Raw genomic sequence first — 22785 nt, 5'->3', positions numbered from 1 at the left:
CGCCAGGCAAGCACCGGGCATTACAGGAGTGTCATGGCCACCCGTCGTCCAAAGTTACCCAGGGCCGACGCCCTTGGCAGCCAGCCCAGTGGCAGCCGTCCCTCCAGTGGAAGCCGCCCGCCCGGTGGTCCCGGCGAGGGCGGAAGGTCCCAGGGTGCTGCCGGCAAGGGCTCCGACGGCGCTGAGGTCATCAAAGCCGAATTCGGCGGCGGGCGTGCAACGTCAAAGACGTCGACGCCGGTTGGCGGCAAAGCGGCAGCTACCAGTAAAACTTCGGCCGGCGGCAAGAATGCGGCAGGCAGGAAACCTGCGGGGATTTCGTACAAAGTCGCGGACACTAAGTCTCCGGACAAAGGCCAGACTTCCGGAAAACCAGGCACGTCCAAGGACGACCGCGATCTCGACCCCGTACCGGCAAAAGCGTTCTCCGGCCGGATGCTGGCACTGGCCGTCGTGATGATTGCCATCACTATTCTCCTGGCCCCCACCGTTAAGATTTTCTTGGAGAAACGCGCCGAAATTTCCGCGCTGGAAGCAGAAATTGCCGGACGAAAAGCTGAGCAAACGGAGCTGAACAAACAGCTTTCCCGGTGGCAGGACCCCAACTACGTGAAACAGCAGGCCCGGGACCGCATTAACATGGTTATGCCGGGTGAAACAGGTTACTGGGTGTTTGGGGGAGAAGAAGCCGCCGGCACACCAGGCGGCCGCACCGGCTCCGGATCGTCGGCCAACCCGGAGAATCTGCCCTGGGTGGATGCTCTCTGGGAGTCAATCAGACGATCGGCAACTGACTAGACGCGGTGCCCGCCGCCGTCGTGTCCGCATTGGACGTGACAAAAAGGGGCAGGAAGGTTGGCAGCGCAAGTGGTAGAGAACACGGCAGCCGTGCCGCAGGAATCCCGCCAGCCGTCAGCACATGATCTTGAGGTCCTGAGCCGCCAGTTGGGACGGCCGGTCCGGGATGTTGTCGAGATCCCGGCGAGGTGCGTCTGTGGCAACCCCTTGGTGGCAGCTACGGCTCCCAGGCTCAGCAATGGCACACCTTTCCCCACAACGTTCTACCTGACCCACCCGGTCATCACTTCCGCAGTGTCGCGGCTTGAAGCGGGCGGGCTGATGAATGAGATGAACGAGCGGCTGACTGCCGATCAGGAACTCGCCGGTGCCTACCATGGTGCCCATGATGCCTACCTGCAGGCCCGCAATGACATCGCTGGCCGCTCCGGCACCGGGGCTGTGCCGGAGATTGACGGCATTTCCGCGGGCGGAATGCCCACCCGCGTGAAGTGCCTCCATGTCCTGGTGGGTCACTCGTTGGCTGCCGGGCCGGGAGTCAATCCGCTGGGGGACGAGGCGTTGGCCGCCATCACCGAGTGGTGGACCAAAGACCGCTGCTATTGCGACGGTGCCTGGGACACAGCCGGCGAGGCTCCTTCCCGCGACTTGAGCCGCCACGGTCCGCAAGGACTGCCGGACATCGTAGGCCGCCCCGCGCCGGTGCGGAAGTCAAAAATTGAGTCCGACAACGAGCAGGAGGGCACCGCGTGAGCCGGGTGGCCGCCATTGACTGCGGAACCAACTCCATCCGCCTCCTCATCGCCGACGCTTCTGCTGATGCCTTAACTGAGGCTCCGGAACAGGGCGCAACCGGACCTCTGACCGACGTCGTGCGGGAAATGCGTGTGGTGCGCCTTGGGCAGGGCGTCGACGCTACGGGTGAACTGGCCCCTGAGGCCTTGGAACGGACGTTCGCAGCGGCACGCGACTACGCGGATCTGATCAAGGAACACGGCGCAGGGCGGATCCGCTTCGTGGCCACGTCGGCCACCCGGGACGCCCGGAACCGTCAAGTCTTCGTGGACGGCGTCAGGGAATTGCTGGGCGTGCAGCCCGAGGTGATCTCCGGCGATGAGGAAGCTGCGCTGTCCTTCGCGGGCGCAAGCAGTGTCCTGCCGGCCATGGGAGAGGACCCCATCCTGGTGGTGGACCTTGGCGGCGGCAGCACCGAATTCGTGCTGGGCGACTCCACTGGAGTTATCGCGGCACGCTCTGTGGACGTTGGCTGCGTGCGGCTCACTGAACGTCACCTTCGCAGCGATCCGCCCACTGCCGCTCAAATCAACGCTGCAGAGGCCGACGTCGACGCCGCGCTTGATCTTGCCGCGCAGACGGTGCCGCTGGACCGTGCCACGGCCGTAGTGGGCGTTGCCGGTTCCATCACCACCATCACCGCGCACGCGCTGGGCCTGAGTGAATACCAGCCCCACCGCATCCACGGCGCTTCGCTGGACCTGGAAACCATCACCGATGCGTGCACCAGCCTGCTGGAGATGACGCGGGATGAACGTGCTGCCCTTCCCTACATGCATCCGGGACGCGTGGACGTCATCGGTGCGGGAGCTTTGGTGTGGCGCCGCATTTTGGGCCGCTTGGCTGATGTCAGCAAGGGGACCATCCGCGCGGCAGTCTCCAGCGAACACGACATCCTGGATGGCATCGCCCTGAGTATCCGGGACGACAAATGACTTTGCGGCACCGACGCGCCATTTCCGCTGCGCTAGCCACCACCTTGGCCGGCGGGGCGCTGGCGGGTGCGCTGTTGTCGGCTCCGGCCGCCAACGCGGATGCATGGCGGGACAAGGAGTACTGGCTCAAGGAGTCCGGAGTCACCAACGCCTGGCAGGTGTCCAAGGGTGCTGGAGTCAAGGTCGCCATCATCGATAGCGGTGTTGACGGAAGCCACCCTGACCTCAAAGGCGTCGTGGTGGGCGGGACGGATGTCTCCGGTGCCGGAGCCCCTAACGGGCAAAAGAGCATCGGCGCCAAGACCGAGCACGGCACGCTGGTGGCCACCATGCTGGCCGGGCGCGGCCACACCACGCCCACACCTCCTCCGTCAGCTTCGGCCTCGGCATCGCCTGCTCCCACGCCTCCTGCGCCAACCACCCCGCCTGCCGGGGGACCGGACGGAATCACGGGGGTCGCACCCGAAGCGGAGATCCTGGCCATCTCAACCTGGCTCGGCTCGCCCAACCCCGGCGGAAAAACCGACCAGGAACAGATACCGGAGGCCGTGCGCTGGGCGGTTGATAACGGCGCCAAGGTCATCAACATTTCACTCGGGAGCACTTCGCCCGATTGGCCGCAGAGTTGGGACGCGGCCTTCCTTTACGCGGAGCAAAAGGATGTGGTGATCGTTGCCGCCGCGGGAAACCGGGTGGGTGGCAACGTCCAGGTTGGCGCCCCCGCAACCATTCCCGGCGTCCTTACGGTAGCCGGGCTGGACGGCGAAGGACGCGCCAGCGTGGACTCCTCTTCCCAGGGCATCAGCATCGGAGTGGCCGCGCCGGCGGAGAAACTGGTGGGCGGCATCCCCGGAGGCTCGTATGCCGAATGGGCAGGAACGTCCGGAGCAGCGCCCATCGTTTCGGGTGTGGCTGCACTCATCCGTTCCAAGTGGCCGGAGATGAGCGCCACCCAGGTCATCAACAGGATTGTCAGCACCGCCAAGGATGCAGGCGCTCCGGGCAAGGACCCGATTTATGGTTACGGCATCCTCAACGCTGAGGCAGCGTTGAAGAATGATGTACCCACCACCAGTACCAACCCGCTGGGTTCCATCGGGGACTGGATCCGCGTCCACCGCCGCGGCGTCTTCAGTGAGCCCTCGCAGGCACCCGTGGCAAGTCCCACCAGCGCTGCCCCCACGCTTGCCGATCCGACCGTCCCTGTTGCGAAGACGCCGGCCACCGTGGACGAAGCCCTTCCCGCCGCCGTAGTGATTGGCTTTGGCGCCCTGTTTGTTGCCTTGGTAACAGGTGCGGCCATTCAGCTGCGAAGGGTTCTAAAGAACCCGCCCGCAGTGCCTGAAGAGGCCGAAACAGGCGCCCTCGTGAAGGTGGATCCTCCCTCCCGGAAGTAGTTAGTGAAGATTTTCACAAAGTACGGTACTCTGGAGTCATGGCAACCACCCCTGAGCTCATTGACCGTCCCCGGGTTCTCGTCGTCGGCGGCGGTTACGTCGGCCTCTACGTAGCCCTCAAATTGCAGAAGAAGATCGCGAATGCCGGTGGCATCGTCACCGTCGTGGATCCACTGCCGTACATGACTTACCAGCCCTTCCTTCCGGAAGTTGCCGGCGGCAACATCGAGGCACGCCACGCCGTCGTCTCCCACCGTCAGCACCTCAAGCAGACTGAGCTCATCCAGGGCCGCGTCACCAGCATCGACCACGCTAACCGCACCGCGGTGATCGCACCGTCCGATGGCGGCGAAAACTTCGAGATCCCGTACTTCGACGTCGTGATCGCAGCCGGTGCCATCACCCGCACCTTCCCCATCAAGGGCCTCGCGGACAAGGGCATTGGCCTGAAGACCATCGAGGAAGCTGTTGCACTGCGCAACAAGGTGCTGGAGCGTATCGAATCCGCTTCCACCATGACTGACCCCGCAGAACGCGCCAAGGCACTGACCTTCGTTGTTGTTGGTGGCGGTTTTGCCGGCATCGAATGCCTCACCGAAATGGAAGACCTCGCCCGTGCAGCTGTGCGGAACAACCCGCGCATCCGCCAGGAAGAAGTCCGCTTCATCCTGGTCGAGGCCATGGGCCGCATCATGCCCGAGGTCACCGCTTCGCAGGCCGAGTGGGTTGTGGAGCACCTCCGCAGCCGCGGCATCGAAGTACTCCTGAACACTTCCCTGGACAGCGCCGAGGGCAACCTCAAGCTGATCAACCTCCCGGACAAGACCCCCGCCGGTGAAGTTGAAGCTGACACCTTGGTTTGGGCTGCCGGCGTGCAGGCCAACCCGATGATCCGCTCCACCGACTTCCCGCTGGAACCGCGTGGCCGCGTTCGCGTCCTCCCGGACCTCCGCATCGCAGGCGACGAAGGCATTGTGGAGAACGCCTGGGCAGCTGGCGACATCGCCGCTGTTCCGGACCTCACGGGCAAGGGCCTGCCGGACGGCACCTGCGTCCCCAACGCCCAGCACGCACTGCGTCAGGCCAAGAAGCTCGCGAAGAACCTCTGGGCCTCCCGCTGGGACAAGCCGCTGCACGACTACAAGCACAAGAACCTCGGTGCCGTGGCCGGCTTCGGCGAGTGGAAGGGTGTTGCCAACATCAACCTGCTCGGCCGCATCGGCCTCAAGGGCGGCCTCGCCTGGCTGGCACACCGTGGTTACCACGGCATGGCCATGCCCACGGTGGAGCGCAAGTTCCGCGTGGTCTTCGGCTGGATCCTGGCCTTCTTCGCTGGTCGCGACACCACGCAGCTGATGGACCTGGACAACCCGCGCGGTGCCTTCGTGGCCGCGGCTACTCCGGCTCCCAAGCCCGCTGCCGCTCCGGCTCCGGCTGAAGCCAAGCCCGTTGCCGAGGAAGCCAAGACTCCGGTAACTGCTGACGCCAAGTAGTACACGTTCGACGGCGGCTGTCCCCTGTGGGGGATGGCCGCCGTCGGCGTTTAACCGTCTGCGTTTAAGAAGTGCCGCTCCACTGCTGCCCCTAGACTGTCCTCATGTCCGGTGAAACCGATCTGAAGACTCTTCTGGAGTCCCTTCATCCCGTAGCCCGCGACGGCGACTATGTGTATGCCCTGTGGCCGCATGGCCGGCCGTTGGAGGGTGGCATCGAAGCGGCCGTTCGGGAGGCTGAAGGCCTGACGGTTGTCCTTCACCGCGATGAAGCTGACTCCTTGGGCCTGAGCTACGACTTTGTGGCTACCTGGATCACGTTGCAGGTCCATTCGGCCTTGGAGGCCGTGGGCTTGACCGCAGCCGTCAGCGCTGCACTGACGCACGCGGGAATCAGCTGCAACGTCCTTGCCGGTTTCCATCACGATCACCTCCTGGTGCCATCGGCGGACGCCGGCAGGGCCATGGAGGTGCTGCGGCTTCTGGCGCGCGGCGTGGTCCTGCGCACCGAACAGCCCGAAGACCGGGAAGAGATCCTGGAACTCACCGCCCGGGCGTTCTCCATCTCACCGGTGACCGGCGAGCCGGTTGAGGGCACGCCGATTGAAGTTGGATTGCTGCGGGAGCTCTTTGAGTGCAGCGAGTACCTTCCGGAGTTCAGCATCGTTGCCGAGATCGGGGGCGACATTGTGGGTCATGCCATCAGTACCCGCGGCTGGGTGGGGGAGTTGGAGCTCATTGCCTTGGGGCCCATCGGCGTTCTTCCACCGTTCCAGCGCCGCGGCGTCGGTTCTGCCCTCATGCGTGAAACCGCCGCCCGCGCCGCTGCGGCGAGTGAACCCGGGATTGCTTTGCTCGGCAGCCCTCTCTATTACCCTCGATTCGGGTACGTGCCGGCCACCTCAGTGGGGGTCCAGCCCCCTGAAGCGGCCTGGGGCGAACACTTCCAGCTACTCACCCTGCCGGGATGGCCCGACGACGTCAGTGGCACCTTCCGCTACGCCGGGCCATTCAACCGGCTCTAGCTGGGATACCATGGTCCGGGCGCCCCAGTAGCCCAATTGGCAGAGGCAGCGGACTTAAAATCCGCGTGTTGTGGGTTCGAGTCCCACCTGGGGCACAGACGCAAGGTGAGAGCTCCTTCTCCCTTCCAGTGCACGATTCTTCTCTTCGGTGACTTTTCCCAGCGGGCTCCTAGATTCCCCACAGGCAACGAGTGTTATAGGGATGTGACCTGAATCACTTATGTTCGCGGGGTAATTGCATTAGTTTGAGTCTTAATCAGGAACACCTGAGTAATCGCATCAAAGGCAGTTCGCACCTTTCGATCGAGGAGACAACGAATGTTTGATCTTTCCCCAGCGGCGCCCCGAGCCGCCAAGCTAACCGCGCTTGGCATTGGGGTCGCTCTCTTGGCCACAGCTTGTGGTGGGTCTTCGACTCCTACCCAGACTGGGTCTTCTTCCGCCGCCGCAGCAGGCATCTCCTGCCCTGCTCCGAGCGCCGGGGCGGGAGCCGGCAACAGCCAGGCTGCCACCAACACGGGACCTGTACCTCCCTCGACCACCACCACGGCTACGCCGCTTAAGCTTGGATCGCTCCTGCCGACAACGGGGTCGCTGGCGTTCCTCGGCCCGCCCGAAATTGCCGGCGTCAACCTCGGCATCAAGGAAGTCAACGACGCCGGTGGTGTGCTGGGTGCCCCGGTGGAAGTAACCCACCGCGACTCCGGTGACACCAAGACCGACATCGCCACGCAGTCCACCACGGCCCTGCTGGGCCAGGGTGTGAGCGCCGTGATCGGTGCGGCCTCCTCCGGCGTTTCCAAGACCGTGATCAACCAGATCACCGGCGCTGGCGTCATCCACTTCTCTCCGGCGAATACCTCGCCTGACTTCACCACGTGGGATGACAAGGGCCTCTACTGGCGCACTGCACCGTCCGACGTCCTGCAGGGCAAGGTGCTCGGCAACTACATGGCCACCTGTGGCGCCCAGACCGTTGGCATGATCGTCCTTAACGACGCCTACGGAACCGGCCTGCAGAAGAACGTCAAGGAAGCCTTCGAGGCAGCCGGCGGCAAGGTTGTTGCTGAAGAACTCTTCAACGAGGGTGATTCGCAATTCAGCAGCCAGGTGGACAAGGTCCTCGCAGCAAAGCCGGATGCGATCGCACTGATTACCTTCGACCAGGCCAAGAGCATCGTCCCCCTGATGACCGGCAAGGGTGTCAAGCCCACGCAGCTGTTCATGGTTGACGGCAACACCTCGGATTACAGCAAGGACTTCCAGGCAGGCACCATGAAGGGCGCGCAGGGAACCATCCCCGGCACGTTCGCCAAGGACGCCTTCAAGCAGAAGCTCCTCGCGATCGATCCCGCACTGAAGGATTACAGCTACGCAGGCGAGTCCTACGACGCCGTAAACCTGATCTCGCTTGCCGCTGAGGCAGCCAAGAGCACCAAGGGCACGGACATTGCAGCCAAGCTCAAGGAAGTCTCTGAAGGCGGCGAGAAGTGCACCGACTTCCCGTCATGCGTCACCCTGCTCCGCGAGGGCAAGGACATTGACTACGACGGCCAGTCCGGTCCGGTAACGTTCTCCGATGCCGGTGACCCCACCGAGGCATACATCGGTATCTACGAATACCAGGATGACAACACCTACAAGCCGGTCCGCGAAGAATTCGGCAAGCTCTAAGCCGAACGCAGGTTAGACCGCACTTAGCAACGGGTCCCCTTCCTACAAGGAAGGGGACCCGTTCTGCGTCGACACGGCTCTCACACAGGCGGTGGACCTACCATGGCCCCATGAAGCTAACCCGGGAAGCCCGCTCGATTGCCGTGGTCATCAACACCGGTTCACGCAAAGGTTCCGCAGCTCAGAAGCTGGTAACTGAAACCCTGGCAAAGGCGGGACTCCCTGTCTCCGCTGTGCTCACGGTGGATGGCGGCAGTGATCCCGCCCAAGCCGTGGAACGGGCAGTCAGCCAGGGGCATGACCTTGTGCTGGTGGGGGGAGGCGATGGAACGGTTGCCTCCGCAGCCGGGCTCGTGGCCGGTACCGACGTCGTACTGGGTGTCCTTCCGCTGGGCACCGCCAATGACCTTGCCAGAACGCTGGAGATTCCCCGGGACCTGAGCAGCGCTTGCGCTGCCTTCGCGGAGGGAAAAATTGTGGACATCGACCTCGGACGGGCAAACGGCCAACCGTTCCTCAACGTGGCATCAGCCGGCCTGTCCGTGGCAGTCACCGAGGCGCTCAGTCCGCGCCTCAAACGGCTGATCGGCCCCCTGGCATACGGTGTGGCTACCCTGCGCTCCTACGCCAAGCACAGGCCCTTCCAGGCCCGCCTTGAGTTCCCGGACGGGGATCACGAGCCTGTGGAACTTGAGGACCTGCTTCAAGTGGCAGTGGGGAACGGAAGATACTACGGCGGCGGCAACGCGGTCTCTCCAACAGCCGGGATTGACGATCACACCCTGGACATCTATGCGATCCTGACTGCGCCGCTGCGGGAGCAGGCGAAGATCGCCCGTTCGCTCAAGAACGGCAAATTTGTAGAGAACAAGCGGGTTTACCACCTCACCAGCCGGAGCGTCACGTTGGTGACCACTCCGCCACTGCCGGTGAACCTCGACGGCGAGATCGCAACCAGCACGCCCGCTGACTTCACTGTTGAGCGGAATGCGGTGCATGTGGTGGTGCCGGCGAACAGCAACAGCGCGACGTTCGAGGGACGCGGCTGAACGCGCCGAAGGCCCGGTCCCGGTGAGATACCGGAACCAGGCCTTCGAACTGACGCAGCCTTCGGAGCTACCGGAGCTAGACTTCGTCCGCCAGGGTACCCAGGTATAGCTGGATGACCTTGGGGTCCTTCATGAGCTCACGCCCTGTACCGGTGTAAGCGTCCTTGCCCTGGTCCAGGACATATCCGCGGTCGCAGATCTGCAGGCAGCGGCGCGCGTTCTGTTCCACCATGATGACCGAGACGCCGGCACGGTTGATCTCGTGGACACGAAGGAAGGTCTCGTCCTGCTTGACGGGGGAGAGGCCTGCCGAAGGCTCATCGAGCAGCAACACGGCCGGATCCATCATGAGGGCCCTTCCCATGGCCACCATCTGGCGTTCGCCGCCGGAGAGTGACCCTGCACGCTGGGCGCGCCGCTTTCCCAGCTCCGGGAAGAGACTGGTGACAAAGTCGAATCGCTCCGAGAAGTCCTTCGGCCGCTGGAACATGCCCATCTGAAGGTTCTCTTCAATGGTCAACGCAGCGAACACGTTGTTGGTCTGCGGGACGAAGCCCACACCCTGGGTCACCAACTTGTTGGCCTTCAACCCTGTAAGGTCCTGGCCCCGGACCACCACGGTGCCGGAATGGACCTTCACCAAGCCGAACATGGCTTTCAGGAGCGTGGACTTTCCCGCACCGTTAGGCCCGATGATGCCGATCAGTTCACCCTTGCGGGCCTCGATGCTGCACCCGTTGAGGATGTTGACGCCGGGAATATAACCCGCCACCAGATTGGTGACTTTGACCACCGAATCGGCGGCGGGGGCATCTGCCGAGGCGGGCATTGCGCTGGTGTTGCTCATTGTCCGTCCTCCTTCTTGGTTTCTACGATTTCGGACAGGATGCCTGCATCTTCGGTTCCCACGACGGACTCTTCGTCAGCTTCGAGCTCTGCCTCGAGCACCTTGATGCCTTCAGCGTCGCCAAGGTCCACGTCATGGTGGGCGCCAAGGTAGGCGTCGATGACCGCGGGGTTCTTCATGACTTCGCCCGGGGGCCCTTCGGCAACAACCTTGCCTTCGGCCATGACCACTACCCAGTCAGCGATGTGGCGGACCATGTTCATGTCGTGCTCCACGAACAGCACGGTCATGCCCTCTGCCTTGAGGTTCTTGATGTGGTCCAGCAATGACTGCGTCAGCGCCGGGTTCACACCGGCCATGGGCTCATCGAGCATTACCAGCTTGGGCTTGACCATCAAGGAGCGTGCCATCTCCAGGAGCTTCCGCTGACCACCGGAAAGGGACGCAGCGTAGTCGTCCTTCTTGGCATCCAGTTTGAACTTCTCCAACAGCACGTGGGCTTGGGCTGTGATTTCCTTTTCGCGTCCGCCCCACATGCCCTTGAACAGGGCCTTGGAAAGCCGTTCGCCGGGCTGGTCGGCAGCACCCAGGCGCATGTTTTCCATGACCGTGAGCTTGCCCATCACTTTGGTCAGCTGGAAGGTGCGGACCATACCCATGCGGGCCACTTTGTAAGAGGAAACACCGGCCAGGCTGTTCCCTTCAAACTGCCACTTGCCCGTGTTGGGAGTGTCGAAACCTGTGAGCAGGTTGAACAAGGTGGTTTTGCCCGCTCCGTTGGGGCCGATCAAGGCGGTGATCTTATGGCGCGGGATCTCAAGGTATTCCACGTCCACCGCGTTGATGCCGCCAAAGGAACGGGTAACGTCCTCTGCCACCACAATGGGATCCCGCTTCTTGCAGCCAGGGGTATTTTCCCCGACGGCGATGGGCCGCGAATCGGTCATGTAGTCGATATTTTGTTCGTTGGTCTCACTCATGCGAAAGCAAGCTCCTTCTTATTGCCGAAGACGCCTTGCGGGCGGAAGATCATCAGGAGCATCAACGCAATACCCACCAGGATGTAGCGCAGCTGGCCAGCCTGGACCGTAGTGAGCCAGGTGATCACCCCTGATTCGATGAGGCCGTAGAGCAGGCTCTGGGTCAGCGAGAGTACTACCCAGAAGATCATGGCTCCGATGACCGGCCCCAGGACCGTGGCCATACCGCCGAGCAGGAGGCAGGTCCACAGGAAGAACGTGAGTTCCGTTCCGTAGTTGGACGGTTGGACGGCACCTCGGGGGAGGGTGAAGATCATGCCCGCCAAGGCGCCCAGCACGCCACCAATGATCAGTGCCTGCATCTTGTAGGCGTAAACGTTCTTGCCCAGCGAGCGGACAGCGTTCTCGTCCTCACGGATGCCCTTCAGCACGCGGCCCCAAGGGCTGCGCATCAGGAGCCACACCAGGAGGCAGCACACAATGACCAGGGCCCAGGCCACAACACGGATGAAGAAGTCGCGGTTGTTCATGCCCATGTAGGACCCCTCGGGGAAGGGATTCATGGCATAGAAGGTGTTCTCAAACGCGGCCAAACCGTTGGCGGAGCCTGTGACACTGGTGAGCTGGTTGGTGGTCACCACATAGCGGACAATTTCTGCCGCTGCGATGGTGACGATTGCCAGGTAGTCGGCCCGGAGCCGCAGGGTGGGTATGCCGAGGATGAAGGCGAAGAGCACTGAGCACAGAACAGAGATGATCAGGGCGAGGAAGAACGGGGCGTCGAAACTCAGGGTAGAGATCGCAAAGCCGTAGGCACCAACCGCCATGAAGCCGGCCTGGCCGAAGTTCAGCAGGCCTGAGTAGCCGAAGTGCACCGCGAGGCCCAAAGCGGCAAGTGCGTACGCCGCCGTCGTCGGGCTGAATAATTCGCCAAGGGCGCTGGAGAAAATAAATCCGAAGTCCATGGCCCGCTCCTAACCCACACGCTCACGCCGGCCGAGGATACCCTGCGGTCGGAACAGAAGAACAACAATCATGATGAACAGGGCGCCGACGTACTTGAGGTCGGCGGGAAGGCCGAACACTGTTGTCAGCTCCACGAAGATGCCGACGACGATCGAGCCGATCAGGGCACCGAAGACGGTTCCCAAACCACCCAGCGTCACGCCAGCGAAGATGAGCAGCAGGATTTGCGAGCCCATGTCGAAGGTGACGCCCGGGCGGTAGTACGCCCACAGGATGCCACCGAGGGAGGCGAGGACGCCGCCGACGATCCACACAATGCGGATAACGGAGTCGACGTCGATGCCGGAGGCGGCTGCCAGTGCGGGGTTGTCGGCTACGGCGCGGGTTGCCTTGCCCAGACGGGTCTTCAGCAGGACGATGCCGATCAAGGCGATGACCACGGCGCTGATAATCAGGGACCACAGATTGTTCGGCGAGATCGAAACAGGTCCGATCTGGATTTCAGTACTCTGTGCTCCGGGCAGCTGCTGTGTTGCGCCGCCGAAGAAGAACTGGATGACGTAGCGGATGGCCAAGGCGAGGCCGATGCTGACGATCATCATGGGGACCAGGCCTGAGCCACGTTTCCTCAACGGACGCCAGAGCCCTGCGTCCTGAACGTAGCCGAAGAGCCCGCCGCCTATCAGGGCCAGCAGGATCGCCAGCCAGAAGGGGAGTCCGAAGGCGTTGAACATAAACACCAGTACTGCGCCCAGCGTCACCATCTCGCCGTGGGCGAAGTTGGTGAGGCCGGTGGTTCCGAAGATCAGGGACAGACCAACTGAAGCGAGCGCAAGGAGGAGGCCGAAGCTCAAACCCGCAACGAGGCGATTGAGGAGGTTTTGGCCAAAGTCCTGTTGCTGGACCACGATGCCTTTGCCAAAGGCAAAGATCACGGACAGGTTGGACGTCTGGCTGAACGTGACATCACGGGGATTGTCCTGGCCCTCTGCGAGTGTGATTCCCTCCGGCAAGGTGGAGGTGTCCAGCTCGATGGTGTAGGTGCCTTGGACGGGAACGCCGATGGTCCAGGCTCCGTTGGCTCCGGAGGTGGATTCACCTTCAAACCCGTTGCCCGTGGCTTTGATCTTGACGCCGGGTATGGGGGCCCGGGCATCATCGCGGAGGAATCCGCTGATGTTGTTCTGGAATGTCGTCGGTGACGGCGAAGGCGAGGGGGTGGTTGCCTGTGCCGAAGGGGCGGCGATCAACAGAGCGGTGATGAGGGCTGCGAACAGCGCCCCCACAACTCTCTGCAGTCCTTTGGACCGTCTCATGGACGGGTCGCGCAGTGTGCTTCTCAAAATGGAAACCTCCACAGTGGGGGTGGTCCCGGCTGCGCCTTTGCAGCCGGTGCGAACGGTCATGGGGCTTGTGAATTGTTCTTGCCTAGCTGCCTCGTTTTGTGATCTAAGTCACCCATGTGTGGCCTATGTTACCGCCCGGTGGAGGTAATGAATGCCCAGTTCGGGGCTGTGAAGATCGCGATCAGATAACAACTGTGAAGCTACAAGCAACTACTGATGTAGCAGGGCTTAAGTAAACCTTTGTTGTTTGTGGGTGCTACTAAACGTTCCGCGGACGTCACTCCTCCAATTTCTTGTCACGGTTGAGTTTCGTCTCCGTGAACAGGGGAACTTTCCCTGCCGCGCGCGCGTGGTAATTGGTACCGTGAATTATCACTAGCCCTTTTTCAGGAGGACACCCGCAATGGCACTTGGCGGAAACCCAGTCTTCAACGGAAAGAATTTCCGTGGAGCAAAGCAGGCCCCGCCTGTACCGCAGAACCCGTACGGCCAGCAGTTCAACCAAGCACCCGGCCGTGCACCGAGCCAGGTCATGGACGGCCATGCCGCATGGTCGGCTCAGCAACAGAACATGACCAACGAGCAACTGCAGCAGATGTACAACCAGCCTGCTGCAGGCCCGGCCGACACCGGCCGTATGACCTACGACGACGTCATCATGAAGACCGTCGCCTGCCTCGTGGTTCTCATCATCGGCGCAGGTGTCACGCTCTTCGTGGCGCCCGCCCTCTCCACCATGCTCATGATCGTTGGTGCGCTGGGCGGATTCGTCCTGGCACTGGTCAACACTTTCAAGAAGCAGCCTTCACCGGCCCTGATCCTTGCTTACGCCGGCCTTGAGGGCCTGTTCCTTGGTGGCCTCACCCGCATCCTGGATGGCATGTACCCCGGCGTCGGCCTCCAGGCTGTGATCGGTACGCTGGCAGTCTTCGGCGTCACCCTGGTGCTCTTCAAGAGCGGCAAGGTCCGCGCCACCCCGAAGATGATGCGCTTCTTCCTGATCGCCACCATCGGTTACGCGGTCTTTGCGCTGATCAACATGGTAATGATGTGGACCGGCGCCGTCCAGGAGCCTTTCGGCCTCCGTACCAGCGTTGAAATCTTCGGCATCCCGCTGGGTGTCTTCATCGGCATCCTGGCCATCGGCCTGGCAGCATTCTCGCTGATCATGGACTTCACCAGCATCGAAGAAGGCGTCCGCGCCGGCGCCCCGGAACGTTACTCCTGGGTCGCTGCCTTCGGCCTGACGGTCACCCTGGTGTGGCTCTACGTTGAAATCATCCGCCTGCTGGCAATCCTGCGAGGCGACGACTAACTCTTCTGAGTCCGTCAACGCGAAATGCCCCCGAAGATCACTTCGGGGGCATTTTTGTGTTCGTGAGGGGCGAGGTCTCGGCGGAATACGCGCCCCAAAGGGGTGAGAGCCAACCCCTCGGCGCCAGAAACCACTAGCTAGCTCAGGCGCTCCAACACCACTGCCATGCCCTGTCCGCCGCCCACACACAGCGTGGCCAGCCCCAGGGTTGCGTCGCGTTCCCTCAGGCCGTTGAGGAGCGTGCTGGTCATCCGGGCCCCGGTCATGCCGAAAGGGTGGCCCAGGGCAATGGCGCCACCGTGGACATTGAGCTTTGCAGGATCAATTCCCAGGTCGCGGGCGCTCGCCACCACCTGCACGGCGAAGGCCTCGTTGAGCTCCACAAGGTCGATGTCGTCCATGGTCATCCCGGCCAGTGCCAGGGCTCGGCGCGTGGATTCCACGGGCCCCATGCCCATGAGCTCGGGGGAGAGGGCGCTGATACCGGTGGATACCACCCTCGCCAGTGGTTGCAGGCCCAATTCCCTGGCCCGTGAGTCACTCATGACCACCACCGCAGCGGCACCGTCATTGAGGGGGCATGCGTTGCCGGCCGTGACGGTCCCGTCCGAACGGAAGACGGGCTGCAGGGTGGACACTGCTTCGAGGGTCACGCCTGCGCGGGGTGAGTCATCCCTCTCCACCACGGTGCCGTCCTGGCGCGTGTACGGTGTGATGTCCCGGGCATAGAACCCTGAAGCGATGGCGGCCTCGGCGCGATTCTGGCTCAAGACAGCCCATTCGTCCTGCTCGGCCCGGCTGATGCCATAGCTGGTGGCGACGTTCTCGGCCGTCTGGCCCATGGAGATGTAGATGTCGGGCAGCCGGCCCCCGAGCCTGGGGTCGGTCCAGGGGATGTTGGATGCGGCGCGGGCTGCCGTGCGCTGGGCCGCCGCCTCGAAGAGCGGGTTGTGGTTTGAGGAATCCGTCTCGCCGGCCCCGGCCCAGTTCTGGTACCTGGACACACTCTCCACACCCGCGGAGACTATCGCGTGGGCTTCTCCGGCTCGGATGGCATGGAAGGCCATCCGCAAGGTTTGCAGGCTCGATGCACAGAAACGGTTGATGGTGGCTGCGGGCACGCGATCCAGGCCGGCCAGGACGGCGACCACCCGGGCCATGTTGGATCCGGCCTCGCCACTGGGTTCGGCGCAGCCCAGCAGGATGTCGTCCAGTCCTTGCCCGTCCTCGGCGGCGGGATCGAAACCCGGAATTTTAGCGAGCGCCGCCTGCACCATGGCCGTGGCCAGGTCATCCGGACGTTCGTCTTTGAGGGAACCCTTGAACGCCCGGCCAATAGGGCTTCTTGCAGTAGCTACGATGACAGCCTCAGACATGGCCCCATGGTACGCCCGGCATCCTCGGGGATGCCGGGCGCTCACAGGAAGAAGCCGAAAAGTGTCAGGCCAGGCGAAGGGCCCCAGCGGCCGGCGTAACGGTAAAGATGTCCGGTGCGGTGAAGCCCGCCTCCGCGAAGGAACGTACGACGGCGTCGCGCACCTGGTGTTCCCGACCCACCGGAGTCAGTGCGATGGCTGAGCCGCCGAAGCCGCCGCCGGTCATGCGTGCACCGATGGCGCCGTTGGCCCGGGAGGTGTCCACGGCGAGGTCGAGTTCCGGGCAGGAGATCTCAAAGTCGTCGCGCATGGAAACGTGGCTGGCGTCCAGCAGGGCGCCAATCGCGGCAGGGCCCTGGGCGGCCAGGGTTTCCACCGTCTGGAGGACGCGATCGTTTTCTGTGACTACGTGGCGGACGCGCCGGAGGGTAGTTTCGTCCAGCAGCCCGGAGGCTTCCTCCAAGCGTTCCACCCCGACGTCGCGCAGTGCTTTGACACCCAGAATCTCGGCACCCAGCTCGCAGGACGCACGGCGGGAGGCGTAACCGCCGTCGGCGTGCGAGTGGGACACCTTGGTGTCGATGACCAACAGGACCAGCCCGGACGCTTCTGCGTCGAAGGGGACCAGCTCCACGTGCTGGTCGCGGCAGTCAAGGAACACGGCGTGCCCCTTGGCGCCCCGCAAGGACGCCGACTGGTCCATGATGCCGGTGGGTGCGCCAACAAATACGTTTTCGGCCCGCTGGGTTGCCAGCACCAGGTCCTCGGCAGCCAGGCCGGCGCCTGTCAATTCATTGAGGGCGGAGATGACAGCGCACTCGATCGCGTGGGAGGACGACAGTCCTGCCCCTGAGGGGACATCGGAATCGAGCAGAAGGTCGAAACCGGGTACCTCGATGCCACGTTCTTTCAGCGCCCAGGCAACCCCCAGCGGGTAACGGGACCATCCCTCGCCGGATCCCGGCTCCGAGTCCGCGAGGTCGGCTTCCACCACGCCGTGCCCACCGAACGTGGACAGCATGCGAACCTTCGAGTCGTCGCGGACGCGCAATGCCACTTTTGCTGTCTTGTCGATGGCGAAGGGCAGCACAAAGCCTTCGTTGTAGTCCGTGTGCTCGCCGATCAGGTTGACGCGTCCCGGTGCCTGCCACACGCCGTCGGGGGCTGCTCCAAACGTGTCCTGGAAGCGGGCGGCGAGGACGCCGGTATCGGTGGTGGTGGTCATGCTCGTATGCCTTCCAGGGTCTTGTTCGAAGCCGGCGCTGCGGCGACGTTGCGGAGCCGCTCTGCCACCGCTTCGGGCGTGGTGTCGTTGATAAACGCTCCCATGGCGGCCTCGGAGCCAGCCAGATACTTGAGCTTATCCGCAGCGCGACGAGGTGACGTCAGCTGCAGGTGCAACTGGCCGGCCGGGCGAAGGACGGGGTCCAGCGGGGCCTGATGCCAGGCGGAGATGTACGGCATGGGGGTGGGGTAGAGGGAGTCGAGCCGCTTCAGCAGGTCCAGGTAGACGTGCGAGAGCTCATCCCGTTCTTCACCCGTCAGCGCCGCAAGATCCGGGACGCTGCGATGAGGAACGAGGTGGACTTCCAAGGGCCAGCGCGCAGCGAAGGGAACATAGGCGCTGAAGTGCTTGGCCTCCAGGACCATGCGGCTGCCGTCCTCGCGTTCTGCCTTGAGGAGCGAGGCCCCGAGCGTTTCCTTCGCGTCGACGTCGTCGTAGTACTTCCGGGCTACCGCGCCGAGCTGGGCCGCGCGCGGAGTCACGTAGGGGTACGCGTAGATTTGGCCGTGCGGGTGGTGCAGGGTGACTCCAATGTCCGCGCCGCGGTTCTCGAACGGAAACACCTGCTTGATGCCGGGAAGGGCGCTCAGTGTTTCAGTCCTTTGTGCCCACGCTTCAATGACCGTACGCGCACGCGTTTCTCCCAGCTCGGCGAAAGAGCCTGTGTGCTGCGGCGTGAAGGCAACTACCTCGCAGCGGCCGTATGCCGAGCCCTTGAGGCTGTGGCCGGAGTGACCGGGTGCAGGAATCGGGGGGATATCGCCCAAGGCCGGGCCCAGTGAAGGGAAGCGGTTCTCGAATACCACCACGTCATAGTCCGGGGCCGGGATTTCGGACGGGTTCGCAGCTGTGGTGGGGCAGATGGGGCATTGATCTGCAGGGGGAAGATGCGTTCGCGTCTGGCGATGGGCAGCTACCGCTACCCAGTCACCGGACAAAGCGTCGTAGCGCACCTCGCCCGGCTCGCCACGGGCGGGAAGCTCGCGGTGGTCCACCAGGGAATCCGGTGTTCGCTCCGGAGTTCCGGGGTCGTCGAAGTAGATCAGCTCTCGGCTGTCCGCGAGGCGGGTGCTGGTGATGCGGCTCATGAAGACATCATTCCACAAGTGACCAAAAACGCATAGTTTCTAACAAAAGCTAACATTCGGGTCAAGGGTGCATCCGTTCATGAAGTACGGTATTGCCATGCCTGCCACCCCTTCGCCTGCCAATACCGCCCACCAGTCCGAGTCCCGCCGCTATGCCACCGGCCGCCAGTTCGAACTCCGCAGGGAAGATGCGCTCGCCGTCATCACCGAGCTTGCGGCCGGCCTGCGGCTCTACTCCCGCGGTGGAGTACAGCTGACTGAAAGCTACGGCGACGAGGACATTCCGCCCGGTGCCACGGGCATTACTTTGGCGCCGTGGGCCAACCGGGTGGAGGACGGCATCTGGTATCTGGAGGGGAAGAAGCAGCAACTCGATATCACCGAGGCCTCGCGCAATAACGCCAGCCACGGTCTGTTGCGCAACACCGGGTACGCGCTGGTGGACGAGTCAGAGTTTTCCGTCACCCTCGAAGCCACTGTCTTCCCCCAACACGGCTACCCGTTCCTGGTGCGGCACCAGGTGCGCTACGAACTGGATCCGGGCCTGGACCTTCGTGTTTCACAGACGTTGATCAACGATTCCCAAGCCACAGCCCCCTTCGTCTTGGGCGCTCACCCTTACCTGCGCATCGGCGACGTAGCCCCCGAGGACTTGGTCCTCACCACCAAGGCTGCAACCCGGCTGGTAGCGGACGAGCGCCTCATTCCGCGCAGCACCGCACCCGCGGACGGTGAGTACGATTTCTCCGGTGGCGCCGGTGTGGGCAGCTTGCTGGTGGATGTCGCCTTGACTGACCTGGCGTTCGACGGCGGCATGGCGCGCCATACGCTCACGGCTCCGGATGGCCGCAGCGTGAGCCTTGAGCAGGACGAGAGCTGCTTGTACGTTCACGTTTTCGTCACAGACACTTTCCCCGGCCGTTCCAAAGCAGTGGCTATCGAACCCATGACAGGACCGGCCAATGCCTTCAACAGCGGGGATGGCCTCCGCTGGTTGGCGCCCGGCGAGGCCTTCACCATGAGCTGGGGAATCGCGGCATCGCTCTAGCTCCTTCGTCTCGGAAGAGCCTGGGAATGACTCGAACGCGCTCGGAAATGTCTCGGAAGTGAGAGCCGGTTTCCCATACGGCGCGCCCTGCGGAATTATGGGTTCATGACGCCAACACCGGACGCCAAAACACGTTCTGACCGCCAAATTGCCGAAGACATCCCCTATGGGGTGCGCATTGCTGCAGCCTGGTCCTGGCGGGCAGGCCTGATCCTGCTCATGATCGGTGCCCTTGTCTGGCTGCTGGGCAAGGTCAGCTTCCTCATTATCCCGGTGATGGTTGCTGCGCTGTTGGCCGGCTTGCTGCACCCGGTAGTGAAGTGGCTGCGCAACCGCAAGATCCCCAACGGTGGGGCAGTCGCCCTCACAGTGCTGGGCTTCATTGGCGTGATCGGCGGAGCCCTCGCGCTGGTGGGCAGGCAACTGGTCACGGGCTTCGGTGCGCTCTGGCAGGAGGCGCTGGCAGGCATCCAGCAGATCCAGACCTGGTTGGCCGACGGCCCGCTGCACCTGACCGCAGACCAGATCGACCAATACATTTCCGACGGCGCGGATGCGCTTCAGAACAACAGCAGCAGCATCCTCAGCGGCGCATTGTCCTTTGGCAGCACCGCCGGCCACTTTGCGGCCGGTCTTGTCCTGGCGTTGTTCATCCTCATCTTCTTCCTCCTGGAGGGGCCGCGGATCTGGGGCTTCATGGTCCGTCTCCTGCCCAAGAGCGCACGAAGGGCCACTGATGGCGCCGGGCGCCGGGGCTGGACGTCCATGGTCAGCTATGTGCGGATTCAGATGTTCGTGGCGTTCGTGGATGCCGTCGGAATTGGCGTTGGTGCGGCCATCATCCAGGTTCCTTTGGCTCTTCCCTTGGCCGTCCTGGTATTCATTGGCTCGTTCATCCCGGTGGTGGGCGCCTTGGTGACCGGTGCCATCGCGGTGCTGCTCGCCCTCGTGGCCAACGGACCCATCAACGCGCTGATCATGCTGGCGATTGTCCTGGTGGTCCAGCAGCTTGAAAGTCATATTCTGCAGCCGCTGGTGATGGGCAAGGCCGTGGCACTGCACCCGGTGGCTGTGATCCTCTCCGTTGCCGCGGGTTCGTACCTCGCCGGCATCCCGGGGGCCCTGTTCGCAGTCCCGCTGCTCGCCGTAGTAAACACGGCAGTTCGCTACATTGCGGGCCGGACGTGGGAACATGATGAAGGATTGGGCGGTGTGGAACTCCAGCCGGCTGCCGCTTCGGCGGGGCCGGACGGCGACGCAAACTTCAAGGAGGTCCACCTCCCACGGCCCGAATCGCGCCTCGGCAAAGGCGTCGCCGGCAAGACCAAGGCTTCGGGGAGCACCTCTGTTGAGGAGCCTCAAGCCGACACCAACAAAGGAGAATAGTCAGTGAATACCCTCGAAACCCTGCCCGTCACGCTGGACGATGTCCTCAAGGCGCAGGAGCTGCTCGAGGGCATTATTACCAAGACTCCTGTGGAGTCGTCCCGTGCGCTGGGCAGCCTCGTGGGCGGCAACGTCTTTTTCAAGTGTGAAAACCTGCAGCGCGCAGGCTCCTTCAAGGTCCGCGGCGCCTACGTGCGCATGGCCCGGCTGACGGACGAAGAAAAGAAACGCGGCGTAGTAGCGGCCTCAGCCGGTAACCACGCCCAAGGTGTGGCAGTGGCTGCCAAGAGCCTGGGTATCAGCGCCCGCATCTACATGCCCCTTGGGGTGGCCCTGCCAAAACTGGCGGCCACCAGGAGCCACGGCGCTGAAGTGGTGCTGCACGGCCACAACGTGGATGAGGCCCTGGCGGAAGCGCAACGCTACGCCAACGAGACAGGCGCGGTCTTTGTCCACCCCTTCGACAACGTGGATGTTGTTGCCGGACAGGGCACTATCGGGCTCGAAATCCTGGATCAGATCCCCAACGTGGATACCATCCTCATGGGCGTTGGCGGCGGTGGGCTGCTGGCCGGAGTAGCTGTGGCCATCAAGGCCAGGGCCAAGGAACTGGGCCGCGAGATCAGGGTCATCGGCGTGCAGGCAGAAAACGCGGCCGCGTACCCGCCTTCCCTTGCAGCTGACGCCTTGGTACCGCTGAAGAAGGTCACCACCATGGCTGACGGCATCGCGGTAGGACGTCCCGGGCAGTTGCCCTTCAGCATCATCCGCGAGCTTGTTGACGACGTCGTTACGGTGAGCGAAGACTCGCTCGCCCGGGCACTGATCTTCCTCCTCGAGCGCGCCAAAATGGTTGTTGAGCCGGCCGGGGCGGTCGGAGTAGCCGCGCTCATGGACGGCAAGATCGAAAACCCGGGGAACACCGCCGTCGTGCTGTCCGGCGGCAACATCGATCCCATGCTGATGCTCAAAGTCATCCAGCGCGGTCTTTCTGCTGCCGGCCGCTTCATGACGGTCCGGATGATGCTGGATGACCGTCCGGGTTCGTTGGCCACCATTGCCCGCATCATCGCTGAAAACGATGCCAACGTCACCGGCTTGGACCACACCCGTTTGGGTGGTTCCATCAGCATGGGTGACGTCTCCATCACTATCAACCTGGAAACCAAGGGCCACGAACACGGCGAACAGGTTCTCGGTGCACTGCGGGCCGAGGGCTTCCAGCCGATCGTGGTGCACTGACGGGAGGGGCGCCCATGGTGCTTGGAATGCCTGAGGGCTCTAAAGAAGAGGCAAAGGAATCGCTCGCCGGACGGGCCAAAGGCGGACTGCTCTTCATGGGCGGCTTCGTCATCCTGCTCTACGTCATCGAGATCCTCAACACCCTGATGCGCCACGGGCTCAACTCAACCTTCGGCCTGCGCCCCCGCTCCATGGACGGCGTGCTGGACATCCTGACGTTTCCATTGCTGCACGCTAATTTCAACCACTTGCTGTCCAACACGCTGCCGTTGATCATCTTCGGCTTCCTGGTGTTCCTGTCCGGCATCCGGGTGTTCATCACGGCGTTGGCCTTCAGCTGGCTCGGATCAGGGCTCGCGGTGTGGCTGATTGGCGGGGGAGGGGTGACGGTGGGGGCGTCCGGACTGGTGTTCGGGTTCTTTGCGTTCCTGCTGGTACGGGGATTCTTCAACCGCAACTGGTGGCAGATCCTGCTCTCCGTGGTGCTGTTCATGGCCTACGGAAGCATCCTCTTTGGCGTGCTGCCCACGGTACTTGGCTACGTCTCCTGGCAGGCCCACCTCGGCGGGGCCGTGGGCGGCGTCATCGCTGCCATCCTGCTCCGGCCCAAGCCCAAACTCACCCCCTAACCCAAGTAGGTCGCAGTTCAGGTCGTTCTGAGCGGGCGGTTTCTAGCGGTTATCGCAACAGGAAGGTTCTGATCATCTCATTGGGGGTGCAGAAGTCGAATCGCTGGCGGG

20 protein-coding genes and 1 tRNA gene are annotated in these 22785 nt (G+C 63.2%); 14 read left to right on the top strand and 7 right to left on the bottom strand.

Annotated features, from left to right (window positions below; all coding sequences use genetic code 11):
- The first annotated feature begins 33 nt into the window (after positions 1 to 33).
- From CQ020_RS22935 to CQ020_RS22895, 9 genes are all read left to right on the top strand, one after another.
- Positions 34 to 798 (top strand): septum formation initiator family protein, encoded by a 765-nt coding sequence (locus CQ020_RS22935; RefSeq protein WP_105694155.1) that lies wholly within the window; start codon positions 34 to 36, stop codon positions 796 to 798.
- A 69-nt stretch (positions 799 to 867) separates the two neighbouring features.
- Complete coding sequence (locus CQ020_RS22930; RefSeq protein ID WP_181152004.1) at positions 868 to 1551, top strand: DUF501 domain-containing protein; 684 nt, start codon at positions 868 to 870, stop codon at positions 1549 to 1551.
- On the top strand, positions 1548 to 2528 hold the full coding sequence (locus tag CQ020_RS22925) for a Ppx/GppA phosphatase family protein (protein WP_105694153.1): 981 nt from the start codon (positions 1548 to 1550) through the stop codon (positions 2526 to 2528). Before CQ020_RS22930 ends, CQ020_RS22925 begins: the two co-directional genes overlap by 4 nt.
- A complete protein-coding gene (locus CQ020_RS22920) occupies positions 2525 to 3925 on the top strand; it encodes a S8 family serine peptidase (RefSeq protein WP_105694152.1) in 1401 nt (466 codons plus the stop codon). The genes CQ020_RS22925 and CQ020_RS22920 overlap by 4 nt, the downstream gene beginning before the upstream one ends.
- A 38-nt stretch (positions 3926 to 3963) precedes the next feature.
- Positions 3964 to 5418, top strand: a complete 1455-nt coding sequence (locus tag CQ020_RS22915; RefSeq protein ID WP_105694151.1) for an NAD(P)/FAD-dependent oxidoreductase — start codon at positions 3964 to 3966, stop codon at positions 5416 to 5418.
- 104 nt (positions 5419 to 5522) lie between these two features.
- Positions 5523 to 6443 carry an N-acetyltransferase gene (locus tag CQ020_RS22910; RefSeq protein ID WP_105694150.1) on the top strand — a complete coding sequence of 307 codons (921 nt, stop codon included), beginning with the start codon at positions 5523 to 5525 and terminating at the stop codon, positions 6441 to 6443.
- A gap of 21 nt (positions 6444 to 6464) precedes the next feature.
- Positions 6465 to 6538: transfer RNA gene (locus CQ020_RS22905), tRNA-Leu, on the top strand.
- Between the two features lie 223 nt (positions 6539 to 6761).
- On the top strand, positions 6762 to 8117 hold the full coding sequence (locus tag CQ020_RS22900; RefSeq protein ID WP_105694149.1) for an ABC transporter substrate-binding protein: 1356 nt from the start codon (positions 6762 to 6764) through the stop codon (positions 8115 to 8117).
- A 110-nt stretch (positions 8118 to 8227) separates the two neighbouring features.
- A complete protein-coding gene (locus CQ020_RS22895; protein WP_105694148.1) occupies positions 8228 to 9166 on the top strand; it encodes a lipid kinase in 939 nt (312 codons plus the stop codon).
- Between the two features lie 76 nt (positions 9167 to 9242).
- On the opposite strand, the gene CQ020_RS22890 is transcribed toward CQ020_RS22895, so the two are convergent.
- From CQ020_RS22890 to CQ020_RS22875, 4 genes are read right to left on the bottom strand one after another with little or no spacing between them, the layout of a single operon-like run.
- Complete coding sequence (locus tag CQ020_RS22890) at positions 9243 to 10013, bottom strand: ABC transporter ATP-binding protein (protein ID WP_024820087.1); 771 nt, start codon at positions 10011 to 10013, stop codon at positions 9243 to 9245.
- Positions 10010 to 10993: an ABC transporter ATP-binding protein gene (locus tag CQ020_RS22885; RefSeq protein WP_105694147.1), complete on the bottom strand. Its 984-nt coding sequence runs from the start codon at positions 10991 to 10993 to the stop codon at positions 10010 to 10012. Before CQ020_RS22885 ends, CQ020_RS22890 begins: the two co-directional genes overlap by 4 nt.
- On the bottom strand, positions 10990 to 11958 hold the full coding sequence (locus tag CQ020_RS22880) for a branched-chain amino acid ABC transporter permease (protein ID WP_105694146.1): 969 nt from the start codon (positions 11956 to 11958) through the stop codon (positions 10990 to 10992). The genes CQ020_RS22885 and CQ020_RS22880 overlap by 4 nt, the downstream gene beginning before the upstream one ends.
- A 9-nt stretch (positions 11959 to 11967) precedes the next feature.
- Positions 11968 to 13365 (bottom strand): branched-chain amino acid ABC transporter permease, encoded by a 1398-nt coding sequence (locus CQ020_RS22875; RefSeq protein ID WP_105694145.1) that lies wholly within the window; start codon positions 13363 to 13365, stop codon positions 11968 to 11970.
- A 343-nt stretch (positions 13366 to 13708) separates the two neighbouring features.
- Between CQ020_RS22875 and CQ020_RS22870 the strand changes: the two genes are divergently transcribed.
- Positions 13709 to 14620 carry a Bax inhibitor-1/YccA family protein gene (locus CQ020_RS22870; RefSeq protein ID WP_062066927.1) on the top strand — a complete coding sequence of 304 codons (912 nt, stop codon included), beginning with the start codon at positions 13709 to 13711 and terminating at the stop codon, positions 14618 to 14620.
- 137 nt (positions 14621 to 14757) lie between these two features.
- Here the strand turns inward: CQ020_RS22870 and CQ020_RS22865 are convergent, their stop codons facing one another.
- The 3 genes from CQ020_RS22865 to galT form a co-directional block, all read right to left on the bottom strand.
- Positions 14758 to 15996 (bottom strand): acetyl-CoA C-acetyltransferase, encoded by a 1239-nt coding sequence (locus CQ020_RS22865; protein WP_105694144.1) that lies wholly within the window; start codon positions 15994 to 15996, stop codon positions 14758 to 14760.
- A 64-nt stretch (positions 15997 to 16060) separates the two neighbouring features.
- Positions 16061 to 17221, bottom strand: a complete 1161-nt coding sequence (gene galK / locus CQ020_RS22860) for a galactokinase (RefSeq protein ID WP_105694143.1) — start codon at positions 17219 to 17221, stop codon at positions 16061 to 16063.
- Entirely contained in the window at positions 17218 to 18369 is a 1152-nt protein-coding gene (gene galT, locus CQ020_RS22855; protein ID WP_105694142.1) for a galactose-1-phosphate uridylyltransferase, read from the bottom strand. The genes galK and galT overlap by 4 nt, the downstream gene beginning before the upstream one ends.
- Positions 18370 to 18466: 97 nt before the next feature.
- Between galT and CQ020_RS22850 the strand changes: the two genes are divergently transcribed.
- From CQ020_RS22850 to CQ020_RS22835, 4 genes are all read left to right on the top strand, one after another.
- A complete protein-coding gene (locus tag CQ020_RS22850; protein ID WP_258142170.1) occupies positions 18467 to 19417 on the top strand; it encodes an aldose 1-epimerase family protein in 951 nt (316 codons plus the stop codon).
- A 105-nt stretch (positions 19418 to 19522) separates the two neighbouring features.
- Complete coding sequence (locus CQ020_RS22845; RefSeq protein WP_105694140.1) at positions 19523 to 20803, top strand: AI-2E family transporter; 1281 nt, start codon at positions 19523 to 19525, stop codon at positions 20801 to 20803.
- Positions 20804 to 20806: 3 nt separating this feature from the next.
- The gene (gene ilvA / locus CQ020_RS22840; protein ID WP_024820097.1) at positions 20807 to 22045 is read left to right on the top strand and encodes a threonine ammonia-lyase; all 1239 of its coding nucleotides are present in this window, start codon (positions 20807 to 20809) and stop codon (positions 22043 to 22045) included.
- Positions 22046 to 22059: 14 nt separating this feature from the next.
- The gene (locus tag CQ020_RS22835) at positions 22060 to 22674 is read left to right on the top strand and encodes a rhomboid family intramembrane serine protease (RefSeq protein ID WP_105694139.1); all 615 of its coding nucleotides are present in this window, start codon (positions 22060 to 22062) and stop codon (positions 22672 to 22674) included.
- Positions 22675 to 22785: the final 111 nt, after the last annotated feature.

It is taken from the genome of Arthrobacter sp. MYb23 (assembly GCF_002979775.1).
GTDB lineage: Bacteria > Actinomycetota > Actinomycetes > Actinomycetales > Micrococcaceae > Arthrobacter.
The sequence above is the reverse complement of the archived record's forward strand: the minus strand, read 5'-3'. Positions and strand labels throughout refer to the sequence as shown.

What these genes read in the sequence shown, in the direction of transcription:
- CQ020_RS22935 (WP_105694155.1), top strand. Translation starts at nt 34, where the DNA reads ATGGCCACCCGTCGTCCAAAGTTACCCAGGGCCGACGCCCTTGGCAGC.
- CQ020_RS22920 (WP_105694152.1), top strand. Translation starts at nt 2,525, where the DNA reads ATGACTTTGCGGCACCGACGCGCCATTTCCGCTGCGCTAGCCACCACC.
- CQ020_RS22915 (WP_105694151.1), top strand. Translation starts at nt 3,964, where the DNA reads ATGGCAACCACCCCTGAGCTCATTGACCGTCCCCGGGTTCTCGTCGTC.
- CQ020_RS22910 (WP_105694150.1), top strand. Translation starts at nt 5,523, where the DNA reads ATGTCCGGTGAAACCGATCTGAAGACTCTTCTGGAGTCCCTTCATCCC.
- CQ020_RS22900 (WP_105694149.1), top strand. Translation starts at nt 6,762, where the DNA reads ATGTTTGATCTTTCCCCAGCGGCGCCCCGAGCCGCCAAGCTAACCGCG.
- CQ020_RS22895 (WP_105694148.1), top strand. Translation starts at nt 8,228, where the DNA reads ATGAAGCTAACCCGGGAAGCCCGCTCGATTGCCGTGGTCATCAACACC.
- CQ020_RS22890 (WP_024820087.1), bottom strand. Translation starts at nt 10,013, where the DNA reads ATGAGCAACACCAGCGCAATGCCCGCCTCGGCAGATGCCCCCGCCGCC.
- CQ020_RS22885 (WP_105694147.1), bottom strand. Translation starts at nt 10,993, where the DNA reads ATGAGTGAGACCAACGAACAAAATATCGACTACATGACCGATTCGCGG.
- CQ020_RS22880 (WP_105694146.1), bottom strand. Translation starts at nt 11,958, where the DNA reads ATGGACTTCGGATTTATTTTCTCCAGCGCCCTTGGCGAATTATTCAGC.
- CQ020_RS22875 (WP_105694145.1), bottom strand. Translation starts at nt 13,365, where the DNA reads ATGACCGTTCGCACCGGCTGCAAAGGCGCAGCCGGGACCACCCCCACT.
- CQ020_RS22870 (WP_062066927.1), top strand. Translation starts at nt 13,709, where the DNA reads ATGGCACTTGGCGGAAACCCAGTCTTCAACGGAAAGAATTTCCGTGGA.
- CQ020_RS22865 (WP_105694144.1), bottom strand. Translation starts at nt 15,996, where the DNA reads ATGTCTGAGGCTGTCATCGTAGCTACTGCAAGAAGCCCTATTGGCCGG.
- galK (WP_105694143.1), bottom strand. Translation starts at nt 17,221, where the DNA reads ATGACCACCACCACCGATACCGGCGTCCTCGCCGCCCGCTTCCAGGAC.
- galT (WP_105694142.1), bottom strand. Translation starts at nt 18,369, where the DNA reads ATGAGCCGCATCACCAGCACCCGCCTCGCGGACAGCCGAGAGCTGATC.
- CQ020_RS22850 (WP_258142170.1), top strand. Translation starts at nt 18,467, where the DNA reads ATGCCTGCCACCCCTTCGCCTGCCAATACCGCCCACCAGTCCGAGTCC.
- CQ020_RS22845 (WP_105694140.1), top strand. Translation starts at nt 19,523, where the DNA reads ATGACGCCAACACCGGACGCCAAAACACGTTCTGACCGCCAAATTGCC.
- CQ020_RS22835 (WP_105694139.1), top strand. Translation starts at nt 22,060, where the DNA reads ATGGTGCTTGGAATGCCTGAGGGCTCTAAAGAAGAGGCAAAGGAATCG.